This is a genomic window from Weeksella virosa DSM 16922, assembly GCF_000189415.1.
Taxonomy (GTDB): domain Bacteria; phylum Bacteroidota; class Bacteroidia; order Flavobacteriales; family Weeksellaceae; genus Weeksella; species Weeksella virosa.
On record NC_015144.1, the window covers coordinates 1,789,760 to 1,805,017 of the forward strand.

At 35.8% G+C, this 15,258-nt stretch carries 14 protein-coding genes; 7 read left to right on the forward strand and 7 right to left on the reverse strand.

Going from position 1 to position 15,258, the window contains the following annotated elements; genetic code table 11:
- Window positions 1–112: 112 nt before the first annotated feature.
- Window positions 113–1,054 carry an NAD(P)H-dependent flavin oxidoreductase gene (locus WEEVI_RS08665; protein WP_013598767.1) on the reverse strand — a complete coding sequence of 314 codons (942 nt, stop codon included), beginning with the start codon at window positions 1,052–1,054 and terminating at the stop codon, window positions 113–115.
- A gap of 169 nt (window positions 1,055–1,223) precedes the next feature.
- Between WEEVI_RS08665 and WEEVI_RS08670 the strand changes: the two genes are divergently transcribed.
- The 3 genes from WEEVI_RS08670 (at window position 1,224) to WEEVI_RS08680 (ending at window position 5,555) form a co-directional block, all read left to right on the forward strand.
- The gene (locus tag WEEVI_RS08670; protein WP_013598768.1) at window positions 1,224–1,445 is read left to right on the forward strand and encodes a DUF2795 domain-containing protein; all 222 of its coding nucleotides are present in this window, start codon (window positions 1,224–1,226) and stop codon (window positions 1,443–1,445) included.
- Between the two features lie 151 nt (window positions 1,446–1,596).
- Window positions 1,597–4,929, forward strand: coding sequence for a preprotein translocase subunit SecA (gene secA / locus WEEVI_RS08675; RefSeq protein ID WP_013598769.1), 3,333 nt, complete (start codon window positions 1,597–1,599; stop codon window positions 4,927–4,929).
- 98 nt (window positions 4,930–5,027) lie between these two features.
- Window positions 5,028–5,555 (forward strand): YqiA/YcfP family alpha/beta fold hydrolase, encoded by a 528-nt coding sequence (locus tag WEEVI_RS08680; RefSeq protein ID WP_013598770.1) that lies wholly within the window; start codon window positions 5,028–5,030, stop codon window positions 5,553–5,555.
- A gap of 4 nt (window positions 5,556–5,559) precedes the next feature.
- Here the strand turns inward: WEEVI_RS08680 and WEEVI_RS08685 are convergent, their stop codons facing one another.
- The 3 genes from WEEVI_RS08685 to WEEVI_RS08695 all read right to left on the reverse strand — a co-directional run bounded on the left by WEEVI_RS08685 (window position 5,560) and on the right by WEEVI_RS08695 (window position 6,638).
- Window positions 5,560–5,901, reverse strand: coding sequence for a hypothetical protein (locus tag WEEVI_RS08685; RefSeq protein ID WP_013598771.1), 342 nt, complete (start codon window positions 5,899–5,901; stop codon window positions 5,560–5,562).
- Window positions 5,885–6,229 (reverse strand): phage holin family protein, encoded by a 345-nt coding sequence (locus WEEVI_RS08690; RefSeq protein ID WP_013598772.1) that lies wholly within the window; start codon window positions 6,227–6,229, stop codon window positions 5,885–5,887. Before WEEVI_RS08690 ends, WEEVI_RS08685 begins: the two co-directional genes overlap by 17 nt.
- Before the next feature lie 61 nt (window positions 6,230–6,290).
- On the reverse strand, window positions 6,291–6,638 hold the full coding sequence (locus WEEVI_RS08695; RefSeq protein WP_013598773.1) for a YtxH domain-containing protein: 348 nt from the start codon (window positions 6,636–6,638) through the stop codon (window positions 6,291–6,293).
- A gap of 99 nt (window positions 6,639–6,737) precedes the next feature.
- On the opposite strand from WEEVI_RS08695, the gene WEEVI_RS08700 reads away from it, so the two are divergent.
- Together WEEVI_RS08700 and murB are read left to right on the forward strand one after the other, a co-directional pair.
- Entirely contained in the window at window positions 6,738–7,937 is a 1,200-nt protein-coding gene (locus WEEVI_RS08700; RefSeq protein WP_013598774.1) for a pyridoxal phosphate-dependent aminotransferase, read from the forward strand.
- Between the two features lie 3 nt (window positions 7,938–7,940).
- Window positions 7,941–8,981: a UDP-N-acetylmuramate dehydrogenase gene (gene murB, locus WEEVI_RS08705; RefSeq protein WP_013598775.1), complete on the forward strand. Its 1,041-nt coding sequence runs from the start codon at window positions 7,941–7,943 to the stop codon at window positions 8,979–8,981.
- Here the strand turns inward: murB and WEEVI_RS08710 are convergent.
- Window positions 8,953–9,789 carry a cobalamin-binding protein gene (locus WEEVI_RS08710; RefSeq protein ID WP_232013405.1) on the reverse strand — a complete coding sequence of 279 codons (837 nt, stop codon included), beginning with the start codon at window positions 9,787–9,789 and terminating at the stop codon, window positions 8,953–8,955. The genes murB and WEEVI_RS08710 overlap by 29 nt on opposite strands.
- A gap of 80 nt (window positions 9,790–9,869) precedes the next feature.
- Between WEEVI_RS08710 and lpxK the strand changes: the two genes are divergently transcribed.
- Both lpxK and WEEVI_RS08720 read left to right on the forward strand, forming a co-directional pair.
- The gene (lpxK, locus tag WEEVI_RS08715) at window positions 9,870–10,910 is read left to right on the forward strand and encodes a tetraacyldisaccharide 4'-kinase (protein ID WP_013598777.1); all 1,041 of its coding nucleotides are present in this window, start codon (window positions 9,870–9,872) and stop codon (window positions 10,908–10,910) included.
- On the forward strand, window positions 10,882–11,694 hold the full coding sequence (locus tag WEEVI_RS08720; RefSeq protein WP_013598778.1) for a purine-nucleoside phosphorylase: 813 nt from the start codon (window positions 10,882–10,884) through the stop codon (window positions 11,692–11,694). Before lpxK ends, WEEVI_RS08720 begins: the two co-directional genes overlap by 29 nt.
- A 116-nt stretch (window positions 11,695–11,810) precedes the next feature.
- Here WEEVI_RS08720 and WEEVI_RS08725 read toward each other — a convergent pair whose 3' ends face one another.
- Window positions 11,811–13,388 (reverse strand): FMN-binding glutamate synthase family protein, encoded by a 1,578-nt coding sequence (locus WEEVI_RS08725; protein ID WP_013598779.1) that lies wholly within the window; start codon window positions 13,386–13,388, stop codon window positions 11,811–11,813.
- Window positions 13,389–13,626: 238 nt separating this feature from the next.
- Window positions 13,627–15,237: an ABC transporter substrate-binding protein gene (locus WEEVI_RS08730; RefSeq protein WP_013598780.1), complete on the reverse strand. Its 1,611-nt coding sequence runs from the start codon at window positions 15,235–15,237 to the stop codon at window positions 13,627–13,629.
- Window positions 15,238–15,258: the final 21 nt, after the last annotated feature.

The window sequence follows — 15,258 nt, forward strand, 5'->3', positions numbered from 1 at the left end:
TATTATATTTTTTTGTAGGGAAAAATAGAAAACCTCCCTTCTAAAATAAAGCTGACCTTCATAGAGGTCAGCTTTTTCAATAGAATAAACCAATCAGAAAATAATAATATTATTATAAAAATTTCATTTTTTCGATAGTAGCTGTATACTCTGAAAGTAATTCATTAAATACTTCTTCTACACTTAATATTTCATTTATCAAGGCACTTACTTGTCCGATTTCTAATTCTCCCTCGTGTAAATCACCTTCGAACATTCCTTTTTTTGCACGTCTTTTACCTAAAAGTTCAGCCAAATCTTCTTTCTTTGCACCATTTGCATACGCATCTTGTACTTTTTGATAAAATTTATTTTTGAGTAATCTTACCGGGGCCAACTCTTTAAGAGTTAATTGAGTATCTCCTTCTTGAGCTTTCAGAATTTCATTCTTAAAATTTTCGTGCGATGAAGATTCGTACGTTGCTGCAAAACGAGAACCAATCTGAACGCCTTGTGCACCTAGCGCTAAAACAGCTGCAATCTGTGAACCTTTGCCTATTCCTCCTGCTGCAATAACAGGTATGTCGACCATTTCTACAACATGTGGAATGAGACAAAGTGTAGTGGTTTCTTCTCTGCCATTATGTCCGCCGGCTTCAAAACCTTCTGCCACGACAGCGTCTACCCCAGCTTCTTGTGCTTTTATTGCAAATTTACTGCTACTTACTACATGTGCCACGGTTACTCCATTTTCTTTGAGGTATTGAGTCCACGTTTTGGGATTACCAGCAGAAGTAAAAACTATTTTCACTTTTTCTTGTAAAATAATTTCCATAACCTCTTCGATATCTGGGTAGAGCATCGGGACGTTTACACCAAAGGGTGAGTTTGTTGCGAGCCTGCATTTTTGTATATTTTCGCGTAAAATATCCGGGTACATACTGCCAGCCCCGATTAAACCCAAACCACCTTGATTAGAGACAGCAGAAGCTAATTTCCAGCCAGAATTCCAAATCATTCCACCTTGTATGATAGGATATTTTATACCAAATAATTGATTGATTTTTGTGTTCATTTTCCTTTTTTACTTGGTTAAAAATAAGTATTTTTATTCAAACATAAAATTAAGAAACTGACGCAGAAACTGACAAGTTGACTTTGGCAAATTTTTTGATAACTGACTGCCAAGAGATATCTTAAGATAAAGTATAGGACATTTATAAACGATAAAATAAACAAACAATATGTATTGGACGTTAGAATTAGCATCTTATTTAAGTGATGCGCCATGGCCAGCAACCAAAGACGAGTTAATTGATTATGCTATTCGTACTGGTGCGCCATTAGAGGTTGTGGAAAACTTACAGTCGATAGAAGATGAAGGAGATTCGTATGAAAGTATCGAGGAAATCTGGCCAGACTATCCTACCGAGGAGGATTTCCTTTGGAACGAAGACGAATATTAAAAAAAACTGTAAAAAAGCCCGTAGAGGGCTTTTTTATATCTACCCAATTACTTTATGAATTAAATCACGAAACTTTCGTGGTTTAGTGTATATTTGTCACACAATACAAACCCTAAAAAGACTAAGATACAGTCGAAAAGAATTATACAATATGAGTATTATCGATAAAATATTAGAAGTATTTCTTGGCGATAAAAATGCCAAAGACGTAAAAGAACTGCAGAAATATGTAAAAGAAGCTAACGAAGTTCTTGAGTCGATGAAATCCTTATCAAATGATGAACTACGCAATAAAACGGTCGAATTTAAGGCTAAATTAAAAGAAGCTACAGCCCAATACAACGCCCAAATCGATGAGTTGAAAAAAGAAATCGAATCGATAGAAGACTACGATGAAAAAGAAGTTCTCTACAATAAAATCGATGACATCAATAAGCAAGCATATAAAGTAGAGGAGAAGATTCTTACCGATATTTTGCCAGAAGCTTTTGCTGTAATGCGTGAAACTGGAAGAAGATTTGCAGAAAATAATGAAGTTGTTGTTGCTGTAACAGAGTTCGATAGGCAAGTAGCTCAGCGAAAAGTAAATGTAGTCATTGACGAGGAAAAAGGTCAATCGATTTGGAGTAATAAGTGGGATGCTGCCGGTAGAGAAGTCACATGGGACATGATACACTATGATGTGCAATTTATCGGAGGTGCAGCTTTGCATCTTGGGCGAATTGCAGAAATGCAAACCGGTGAAGGTAAAACATTGGTAGCAACTTTACCGATTTATCTAAATGCCCTTACCGGAAGAGGAGTACATTTGGTGACCGTGAATGAGTACTTAGCAAAACGTGACTCGGCTTGGATGGCTCCAATTTTCGAGTTTCATGAGCTGAGTGTTGACTGTATCGATAACCATCAACCAAACTCTGCTGGTAGGAGAGAAGCCTACCGATGCGATATTGTGTATGGAACCAACAATGAATTTGGATTCGACTATTTACGTGACAACATGGCAGCAACGCCAGATGCTTTGGTACAACGAGAACTGAACTTTGCGATCGTCGATGAGGTGGATTCTGTGTTGATTGATGACGCTCGTACGCCGCTCATTATTTCTGGGCCAGTTCCTCAAGGAGATCGTCATGAGTTCGATATGCTTAAACCAAAAATTGAACGAATCTATTCGATTCAAAGAGAACAACTCAATAAAACTCTGAACGAGGCCAAAGCTCTTTTCAAAGAAGGTAATTTAAAAGATGGAGGATTCAAACTTTATCAAGTATACCGTGGATTACCAAAGTATAAACCACTCATAAAATTCTTGTCTCAAGATGGAGTTCGAGCACAATTACAAAAAACCGAAGCACATTTCATTGCAGATAATAACCGAGAAATGCACAAAGTAGATAAACACTTGTACTTTGTCATTGATGAAAAAAATAATCAATCTGATTTAACAGATAAAGGAATCGAACTTTTATCAAAAGGTATGGAAGACGACCAGTTTTTCATCCTACCAGACGTATCGACTGAGTTAGCTAAAATAGAAAACTCGAATGGTACAAAAGAAGAAATTCTTCATCAAAAAGAAGAATTCTTTCGTAATTTTTCGATCAAATCAGAACGTATTCACTCGTTGAGTCAGTTGCTTAAAGCTTACACGCTTTTCGAGAAAGATGTAGAATATGTAGTGATGGACGGCCAGGTGAAAATTGTAGACGAACAAACGGGGCGTATCATGGATGGTCGTCGATATTCAGATGGCTTGCACCAAGCACTTGAGGCAAAAGAAAACGTGAAGATAGAGGCTGCAACCCAAACTTTTGCAACGATAACCTTGCAGAACTATTTCCGTATGTATAATAAATTAGGCGGAATGACCGGTACTGCAGAAACAGAAGCAGGAGAATTTTGGGAAATATACAAATTAGATGTAGTTTCTATACCAACCAATCGTCCAATTGCAAGACAGGATAAAAACGATTTAGTATTCAAGACAAATCGAGAAAAATACAAAGCAGTCATTGCTGAAGTAGAAAAATTGGCCCGTGAAGAAAAACGTCCTGTATTAGTAGGGACAACCAATGTCGAGGTATCAGAGTTATTATCGAAAGCTCTCAAGCTAAGAGGAATTCCACACAACGTTCTCAATGCAAAATTACATAAAAAAGAAGCAGATATTGTTTCGGAAGCTGGTCGCCCAGGAGCAGTAACTATTGCAACCAATATGGCCGGACGTGGTACCGATATTAAACTTACAGAAGAAGTTAAAAATTCGGGAGGCTTAGCAATCATCGGTACAGAACGTCATGATTCTCGCCGTGTCGATCGTCAGTTGCGTGGTCGTGCAGGCCGTCAGGGAGATCCAGGATCATCACAGTTTTTTGTTTCATTAGAAGATAGTCTGATGCGTCTTTTTGGTTCAGAAAGAATTGCCAAACTAATGGATAGAATGGGGCATACAGAGGGAGATGTAATCGAACATTCGGTTATTACCAAGTCTATAGAACGAGCGCAGAAAAAAGTAGAAGAAAATAACTTTGGTATTCGTAAACGATTATTAGAGTATGATGATGTGATGAATAAACAACGCGAAGTCATCTACAAACGTAGAAGAAATGCATTGTTTGGTGAGCGCTTGGGAGTAGATATTGCCAACATGATCTACGATGTATCGGCTGCGATTGTTAGAGAAAATAAAGAAGTAGAAAATTTCAAAGATTTTGAGTTGGATCTGATTAAATACTTCACTATGGAATCTCCTGTAGACGAAGCTGGATTCAAAAATACTTCAATCAAAGCTCTGACGGATATTGTTTACGAGGCTGCATTAGAAGACTATAAAAACAGGAAAGAATATTTGATGAATGCTGCCTATCCAGTGATTGCAAATGTATACGAGAATCAAGGAAATATTTTCTCGCGCATTCAGGTTCCGTTTACCGACGGAATCCGTACGCTAACTATAGTTGCAGACCTCAAAGAATCGTATGAAACTCATTGTAAGTCATTGATTCGTGACTTCGAAAAAAATATTGTTCTAAGTATCATTGATGATAATTGGAAAGAACATTTGCGTGATGTAGATGACTTGAGAAGAACTTCACAGAATGCCGCTTATGAACAAAAAGATCCTTTGGTAGTTTATAAACAAGAATCATTCAATATCTTTCAAAGAATGTTGAATAACCTCAATAAAGAAATTGTTGCATTCTTATTCAAAGGTGAATTACCTCAATCACAAAATAACAACGAAGAAGATATAAAGCAGGCTAAAGAGCAAGCACCAGAACAGGTGCAAACTTCTCGAGGAGATGAGCAAGGAAAAGAAACTAAAACAGACGCGAAAACTTCTCCAGAACAAGTTGATAAAGTAGGACGTAATGAACGAGTGAATATTAGAAACCGTTCGACCGGCGAAATCAAAGAAGTAAAATACAAACAAGCCGATGCTTATATACAAACAGGCGAATGGGAAATGACAGAAAAATAGTCTCCTAAAAAAACACATTCGAATGTAAGTTTAATAAAAGAAATAACCATTATAGTTATCATGATGGTTATTTTTTTATATTAAATAAAAAAAGAACTATGAGAAAAAAGAAATTACTATACTTGCATGGTTATCAAGGATTTACAACTAAGGAAAAAAAAGATTTCCTAGACACTATTGCCCATGCACAATATCCGTTGATTGACTATGATGCAGAGGCAAAGACTGTTATAAAGGATTTGTTGAATCTGATCGAAAAAGAAAAAATAGAAATACTAAGTGGTACAAGTTTAGGAGCAATACTAGCGTATTTATTAAGTAGAATTAAACAATTACCATGTTTGTTGTTGAATCCTGGTGTAACACGCTATGAAGAAGTGAAAAGTTTTGTACCAAAAGAGTTCGAACTGAAAGAAAGTTTAGCACCCACATATATAGTTGCTGGTAAACTAGACACAGTCATATCTTATGATGAACAGTTGAAATTTTATGAGCAACTAAGCGGAAATAATGTGTATGAAAAATATTTACTAACCGATGAAAACTTAGAACATCGCGTTTCGCTTGAAGAATTCCAGCGTTACTTCACGCTCTTTTTTCAATGGCTGAATGAAATTGAGCAATAAAAAGTTAAGAGAGTTTTTTCTGAATAAATTTTTGGAGTTTTGATGTAATAATCGGAACTGTAATTACAACCAAACCCGATAAAATATACTTCGAAACACCACCCATCGGGTATCGTGTAGAAATTTTTTCAGCAACAAGATTTAGTGAGCGTTGTATCCTATTCGAAACAATACTATCGGCAGAATTCATATTTCCTATAAACCCCACAGCTTTTCCCAAAATAGAATTGTCCTGAGCATGTTCGCTTTCGTTGATTTGTCTTTTTAAATAACGCTTTGCAGCACGTAACTCATCAATATTTGTAATTGCTTGTCCAGGAGTGTATTTATTAGTCTTCTTCTTCATCCTTATTTTGGTTTGTAAGTGCATTCATAGAATTAAAAACTGCAGTATTCGTTATGGAAAGTTTAATTTTTTTGCGAAATAAAATTCCAATGAGCAAAAATAAACAGTAAAGTCCCGTAATTGCCAAGAAACCTAATCCATTGTCGTCAAAAACTTTACCCAATAAAAAGCCTGCTGCAATACTACCAATTAATAGTAAAAAAAAACCAAGTACCGCCATAATAAGAATATATACTGCAGAAGAAATCATGTGACTAGTAGAGTCAACTATTTCATATTTTACTAGGGTAATACGATTATTGATATGGTTTTTTAGATCTTTAAACATACAATAAAATTAAGGGACTGAACAATAATAAAGAAACTAAAAAGATAGAAAAAATGTAGGATTAAACTCCTACATTTTTTTGAAACTCGTCCTGAGCTTCTTCTAATTTATCTTTAGCCTCGTTCTTGGCGTTTTTTGCTTTTGCAATTAACTCGTCTTTTTGTTCTGCTAATTTATTTTTTACTTCTTCTAACTTAGCTTCTAATTCTTTTTTACTTTTCTTAGCTTTATCAGAAAAGTCATTAGCGTATTTGTCCAATTCTTTTTTGATTTTGTCAGCCTCTTTTTTTAGTTTTTTGCGTGAATCTTCACCCGATTCAGGAGCGTATAATAAGCCTACAACTGCTCCGATTGCTGTACCGATTGCTAAACCTGCTAATAATTTAGTAGCATTATTTAATTTACTCATAATAAAGTTTTTTTTGAGATTAAACGTTTGTAATTTTACATCATCATATGGTTCAAAAACGGTGCCATACCAGTAAAGAGATATTAAAAAAATATTAAAATGAGAATTATTTCAGAAAAAGCATTGCAAATGCCTGCTTCACCTATCAGAAAGCTTGTCCCTTACGCAGATAAAGCTAAAAGTAATGGGAAAAAAGTGTTTCACCTAAACATTGGACAACCTGATATAGATTCGCCAAAAGCCGCTTTAGAGGGTTTGAAAAACTTCGATGAAACGATTATTTCTTACACCCATTCCGAAGGTACATTGGCCTATAGAGAAGCATTGGCAAACTATTTTACGAATAGAAATATTCATTTACGACCTGAGAATTTTATCGCAACCTTAGGCGGTTCAGAAGCTTTATTGATGCTCTTTTCGATAATTTGTAATCCAAATGATGAAATCATCATACCAGAACCTTTTTATGCTAACTATAACGGTTTTACATGCAACAATGAAGTGAAGATTGTACCCGTAGTTTCTACCATAGAAAATGGTTTTGCGTTACCATCAATCGAGGAGTTTGCAAATAAGATTACCGATAAAACACGAGCAATCCTAATTTGTAATCCAGGTAATCCTACCGGTTATGTGTACAGCAAAGAAGAATTGACTCAATTAAAAGACTTGGTGCTGAAACACGATTTATATTTGATTGCAGATGAGGTTTATGCCGAATATTTATACACAGATAAAGAATTTACTTCGATTTTATCTTTTGATGATTTAAAAGAAAATGCAATTGTCATCGATTCAGAATCAAAACGATTTAGTTTGTGTGGTGCAAGGAGCGGTGCTTTGATTTCTAGAAATGAAACTTTTCTTAAGGCAGCCATGAAGTTTGCCCAAGCCCGATTAAGCCCATGCGAAATTTCACAATATATTGCTACACAAGCTCACAATAATCCTGGAACCTATTTCGAAGATTGCCGCGAAGAATATCTAAAACGTCGAGATATTTTGGTAAACGGGCTCAATGAAATCCCAGGTGTATTTTGTCCAACTCCCAAAGGAGCTTTCTACTGCGTGGCTCAACTGCCAGTAGATAATGCCGAAAAATTTGCCATTTGGTTGTTAGAAGAATTTCAAGATAATCAAGAAACGGTTATGGTTGCGCCAGCAGCAGGGTTCTATAGCACTCCAAACTCGGGCTTGCAAGAAGTTCGTTTGGCTTATGTATTAAATGAAAATGATCTGAGACGTTCGGTAGAATTAATAAAGTTAGCCCTCGAAAGTTATCCAGGAACCAAAAGATAAAACATGGAAATCAGAGAAAATTATTCCCTAAAATATTACAATACTTTCCGCTTATCAGTTGTTGCACGTTATTTTATCGAGGCGAAATCCCTAGAAGATTTACAATTTGCTTTGGACTTTGCCAAAGAAAAATCGTTACAGTTATTGTTCTTGGGCGGAGGAAGTAATGTTCTTTTTTTGGATAATTTCGATGGATTGGTAATAAAACTAAGTCTGAAAGGTATTTCTATAGTCAAAGAAACCGAAGATATTGTTTGGATAAAAGCAATGGCTGGTGAAAATTGGCACCAATTCGTTCTATCAACCCTAGATAAAGGATTTGGTGGTTTAGAAAATTTATCCTTGATCCCAGGAAATGTCGGCACTGCACCTATGCAAAATATAGGTGCATACGGAGTAGAAATTAAAGATACTTTGATCGAAGTAGAAGCACTGAAAATTCTCGATAATACAATCCATATCTTTAGCAAAGAAGCCTGTCGGTTCGGGTATCGCGAATCGATATTCAAGAACGAAGAAAAAGGAAATTTTGTATTAGTAAGTGCAACTTTTGAACTAACCAAAAGGAGTCACCAATTGAAAACTTCGTACGGAGCTATTCAACAAGAATTAACATTAGAAGGTATTTCTACTCCAACGATAAAAGATATCAGTTCGGCAGTGATCAAAATTAGACAAAGCAAATTACCCGATCCTGATGTGATTCCGAATTCTGGAAGTTTCTTTAAAAACCCGTCTGTTTCTGTCGAAAAGTATAGGGAGTTACAAACCTCTTATCCAGAAATTGTTGCTTATCCCAATGCCGATGGAAGTATGAAAATAGCCGCAGGTTGGTTGATTGAAAATGCAGGCTGGAAAGGCAAACGATTTGGTGATGCAGGTGTGCATGCTAAGCAAGCATTGGTTTTGGTGAATTACGGTAACGCAACAGGAGAAGAGATCTATAAACTTTCAGAAAAAATAGTGACCGATATCTATGCCAAATATGGCATTTACATGGAGCGAGAAGTCAATGTTATTGGCTGCGATGAAAATGCTCGATGATACGAAAAATTTCTTTAGCACCCTCAGTAAGAGCAGCAGGCCCGGGCTGTAAAATCAGCTCGGATTTTATTTCGTATAAATGGTCGTTTTTCACTGCATTTACCCTATCAAACTCTTCTCTTTTCTTTACCTCCTCTGGTTTGAACATTTTTCCGCACCAAGACCCAATAAGAATATCAGGATTTTTCTGCACAACTTCTTCGTGAAGTAAAATTCTATTTTTTGCTAACTTTTCCATTTTTTTATCCGGAAAAGAAATTTCACCACCCAAAAGTTCAATCAGTTCTTGTACCCAAGTGCTAGCAGCAATAATAGGATCATACCACTCTTCGAAAAATACGTTTGGTTTTTTATGGTATTGATTGGTTCGATTGTGCAAGTCTTCTAATTGTCTCTGATACGCATCTATAAGCTTTTGCCCGATTGACTGCTCGCCAATCAAGCCAAAAAATTGTAGAATGTATCCAAAAATTCCCTCCAAAGTATGATGATTGAAAATATGAACTGGATAGCCTCTTTCGATTAACTCTTTGGCAATGGGTGCTTGCAAATCAGAATAACCAACAATCAAGTCTGGTTGCAATTGGTCAATTTCATCAAATTTTGCATCAAGAAATGTACAAATTTTGGGTTTCTCTTTTCTTGCTTGTGGTGGTCTATATGTAAAACCACTAATCCCAACCAAACGGTCTTGTAGGCCAGCCGCATACAAAAGTTCTGTTCCTTCTTCTGTAAGACAAATAATCCTTTGTGGTTTTTGGATAAAAAGCATCTTGTTTTTTGGGTTGTTTCCTACGAAGATAAACAAAACATCAAACTTTATGACTCTTTGTTAGTAAGAAAGCAAATAGAATTTGGTATTTTCGCAACGATAATACGTAAAAAAGTATGAATTGGCGTAAACTTTTATTCCCTTTCTCGGGTTTATATTGGTTAGGAAGCAGTCTTCGGAATGTTTTTTACAATATAGGATTTCTGAAACAAACACAGTTCGATTTACCTATTATCAATGTAGGAAATCTTAGCGTTGGAGGTACAGGAAAATCTCCACATGTACTATATCTAATAGAACTACTAAAAAACAATTACAAAGTTTGTACCCTTAGTAGAGGGTATGGACGAAAATCTAGAGGATTCAAGTTTGCAAATTACGAGTCGAAAGTGTACGATATTGGTGATGAGCCGATGCAGTTTTTTCGTCGTTTCAAAAATAAAATTATAGTTACAGTTTGTGAAAATCGTGTAACAGGAACACAAAAAATAATCCGCGATTTTTATCCTGATTTAATTATTCTAGATGATGCATATCAACATAGAAGTATCAAAGCAGGATTCAATATTCTATTGACAGATTATCAATTTCCATACAGTAAAGATTATTTATTGCCGGCCGGGAATCTGCGAGAAAGTAGGGCGGGAGCTAAGCGTGCAGATGTAATTATTGTGACCAAATGTCCAGAAAATCTTACCGAAAAAAACGTTCAACAATTACGCGAAAGTTTGAGAGTGAAGCCAAAACAAGAGTTGTTTTTTTCTAAGATAGAATATGCAACAAAACTTATTGGTTTGCATGATGAAATTCCGATGAGTAACTGGTTAAATTACAATGCGGTTGTTGTGACAGGAATAGCAAATGCACAAAATTTTGTTGCTTTTTGTGAAGAAAAATTTAGAGCAGTTTTGCATTTAGAATTCCCAGATCATCATAACTTTAGTAATACTGAAATAGAGTATATCCGAAAAAGATATCAAAATACAGAAGGTGAAAGGATTTTGCTTACCACCGAAAAAGATTACATGCGCCTGATGGAGGAAGAGTCGTTGAAGAACGATATGTATTATCTGCCAATAAGCGTAACTTTAAACGATGAAAAAAAATTTAACGAATTAATTATAGACTATGTTAGAGAGAATCAAAAACGCAGTTGAGTATATAAAAAAGCGACTACCAGAACAGCCCGAATTTGTAGTGGTTTTGGGTTCGGGTTTAGGAAAACTAGAGAATGAAATTCTAGATCCTATAGTAATTCCTTATCAAGAAATCCCTAATTTCCCGCAAGTAACCGTAGAGGGGCATAAAGGACACTTAGTGTACGGGAAGATAGAAGGTAAAAAGGTATTGATGATGGCCGGTCGTTTTCATTACTATGAAGGATACTCGATGGAGGAAGTTACTTTCCCGATGAGAGTTTTCAAAGGATTGGGGATAGAAAAAGTGATTTTATCGAATGCTTCGGGAGGTGTGAATCCTAGTTTCCAGGTAGGAGATGTAATGATTCTGAAAGATCACATCAATATGATGCCGGAACATCCTTTGCGAGGTAAAAATATTGATGAATTGGGACCTCGTTTTGTAGATATGTCAAAACCATACGATTTAGATTTTATTTCGATTGCCGAAGAAGTGGCAAAAGAGAAAAACTTGACCATACAGAAAGGAGTTTATGTAGGACTGCAAGGGCCAACATTCGAAACGCCAGCAGAATATGGAATGGTGCGTTATATTGGTGGTGATGCGGTAGGGATGAGTACTGTACCAGAAGTAATTGTAGCTAAGCACATGAATATGCGTGTGTTTTGTGTTTCGGTAATTACAGACTTAGGTGGTCCAGAAATTGCATTTCCTGTTTCGCATGAAGAGGTCTTGAATGCCGCTAATACCGCTATGCCAAGTGTGATAAAATTAATGAAGGGTGTATTGGAAAAAGGCTAATTTTTATAAAAACAAAAAACTATTAGCATATTGTTATAAATAAAAAGCAATCCAGACTGGATTGCTTTTTTGTATTTGTTATTAAAAGGGATGAAAGACATTGTACCGAAAGTACATTATCCTCCAATATTCGACTCTTGAACCATTCTCATGATTTCTTCTCTAGTTTTTCCTAAATAAGAACCTTCTTCTACTATCGGATACAATTGATCATATGTTCTTACTTTGGTTTTATCTATTCGTAAGTTAACAAAGGTTCTATCAAAATCGCGATGAGATTTTACACCCGTGGCAGAAATTAGTTCAGACAAATTATGCATAGTTTTCTTGTGAAAATTGTACATACGTGTTGCTTTGTCTTCAATGTCAAGTCCTTTCATCAGCTCTCGATCTTGCGTAGCAACACCTACCGGACAAGTATTGGTGTTACATTGTAAAGCCTGGATACATCCTACTGCCATCATCATCGCACGAGCAGAATAACATAAATCTGCCCCAATTGCCATGACACGTGCCATATGGAAAGAAGAAATAATTTTTCCGGCTGCAATGACTTTGATATCTTTTTTTAGGTCATAACCACGTAGTGTGTCAATTGCGAAGGCTAAACCATCTAGAAGTGGAGTCCCCAAAGAGTTAGAGAATTCTACAGGAGCAGCTCCGGTTCCTCCTTCACCACCATCGATCACGATAAAATCTGGCTTAATCCCGGTAGTAATCATGGCTTCACAAATTTCAAGGAATTCTCGTTTTACACCAATACATAATTTAAATCCGACTGGTTTACCTCCTGATAGATCGCGTAGTTGTTTTACAAAATGCATCATACCTTCTGCATCACTAAAAGCAGAGTGTGATGGAGGAGAGTCTACAGTAGTGTAGGGTTCTACAGCACGAATTGCTGCAATCTCTGGGGTGTTTTTGTTGGCCGGAAGAATTCCTCCGTGTCCTGGTTTTGCACCTTGAGATAGTTTCAGTTCTATCATCTTTACATTAGGTAAAGTTGCTCTTTCTATATATTTTTCTGGGTCAAATCCACCATCGGCAGCACGACATCCAAAATAACCTGTCCCTATTTGCCAAATCAAATCTCCACCAGGATTCAAATGATAAGGTGAAATACCTCCTTCTCCAGTGTTGTGTGCGAAGTTTCCTAATTTAGCTCCTTTGTTCATTGCTAATACAGCATTTTCACTCAATGAACCGAAGCTCATTGCCGATATATTTAGTAATGACGATAGATAAGGTTGTTTGCAATCTGGCCCACCAATTTTCACGCGTGGATCATCTGCATGTTTTATTTTTCCTGCGTACATAGAATGGTTCAGCCACTCGTAACCTGGTGCATAAACATCTTCTTGTGTACCAAAGGGAACCGTGTCGATTACATTTTTTGCACGTCGATAAACCATGCTACGCATTAAGCGGTTGATTGGTTTTCCTTCGGTATCGGTTTCGACAAAATATTGCATGATTTCTGGTCGGATACTTTCTAGTAAATATCGTCCATGACCTATAATCGGAAAATTCCTTCTAATGGCATGCTTTTTCTGAGTGATGTCTACAAGCCCCAGTAAAATCAGCGGTAGAAAGAAAATTAAAAACCAAAGAACTCCTTTCCAATAAAAAGAAATAACTCCAATGGCGACTAAAACTGCAATGGAAGCTATGATGAATAGCTGTCTGACTTTCATAAAATCAATTTTTTTTTAAGCATTAATTTAAGCGTTTCAAATATATTCAAAAAAAGCAGAGTAAAATTATTTATTTAAAGATATTGTTGATTATTTTTTACCTATTTGTAAACTTTATAATTGGTCCTTTTTCAGTTATACTAAAACATAACAAATTTTGATGAGAAATTTGTACAAAATCTAAAAAACAACTATTAATATTTAATATTATCAAATGATTTGACATAAATAATGAATTTTACTTTTCTTTATAAACACGCGTCAAATCCAATAGTTTTATAGGACTCATGCGTAGGTTCTTTACTTTTTTGTTGGTAAATAGTGCCGTCTGATCATAAAATAAAGGAACAATTGGAGCTTCCTGCATCATAATGTAGTCTAATCTCTCGTATATTTTAGCTCTTTTGTCTGCATTATTTTCTAAAAATGATTGATGATAAAGTTGGTCGAATTCGGGTGAACGAAAGTGAGAATAATTCGGACCTTCTGGAGCAAAATTTTGACTATAAAATAAAGAAAGAAAGTTTTCTGCATCCGCGTAATCAGCTCCCCAGTTGGCACGGAAAAAAGCAAATTTACCTGTCGATTTTCCTTCTCGCATAGTCGGCCCTGGTACTACATTTACATTTGTTTTTAAGCCGATCTTAGCCATTTCGGCTGCAAAATATTCGCACACATCTACATATTCTTGCACGGTTGTTAGTTCTATCGTTGTGCTATTAGGGTATTCTTTACGGTAAGAGTCAATCAAACTTTTTGCTTTTTTAGGGTCATAAGGATAACCGTTTTTTGCGGAATGTCCTGCTAACCCTTTTGGGATAAAACCGCCATCGGCAGCAAATCCTTGTCCTTTCATCAAATAGCGGATAATTTTTTGTTTGTCAATGCCATAATTCATCGCTTGCCGTAAACGCTTATCAATTTCTTTCCCATCATCCAAATAAAAACTAAAATAAACGGTGCTAAGATAAGGTTCTTTGATGAGTCGGATTTGATGACTGTACTTCGAGTTTAATTCGCCATTGGCACTCAAAATTTCATCTTTATAAGAGGGATCTAAATCTGCCATCATATCCAAATTTCCTTTGATTAACTCTAGAAACTCTGAATTCTTTTCGGGTAAAAACGTAATATTTACGGCATCTAGATAAGGTAAACGTTTATTTTTATCATCGTACTCGAAATAGAGAGGGTTTTTTCTCAAAACCATTTTTACGTTGTCTACCCAGATTTTGAATTGAAATGGCCCAGTACCAATAGGGTTTTGTGTAAAACTATTTTCACCATCGGTAAATAATTCTTTTGGTACAACCGAAGCATATTTCATACTTATTAGACCTAAAAAAGGTGGGAAGGCTTCTTTTAATTGAATTTGAAAAACAGAATCATTCAGTGCTTTATAAGATTCGATATTACTCATAATCCAACCACCAGAACCATTGTTTTTAGGGTCTTTTAGACGATCGAAACTGAAAGTAAAATCGCTTGCGATGACTGCACGCGTAGAATCTTTACCGAATGCAGGATGACGATGAAAAAAAACATCATCACGAAGTAGAAAAGTATACGTTTTACCATCTTCAGAGATCGACCAATTTTTAGCAATATCTGGTTGAATATTCAGATTATAATCAATTTTTACCAAACTATTATAAAGCAAATTACAAGCCCAATTATTAGCTTGTGTTCTTGCTTGGATTGGGTCGAGTGAAGAAATATTATCGTACCGATTGAGCCTGAAAATCATCGAGTCGTCGACTTTATTTTCAGTTGTACAGCCACTTAGCAATGCTAAAAAAATGATAGTCAGGCAGTATTTGTATTTGTGATATATAGTTTTTGTTGTCAAATTAATAAAAATTTGGGACTA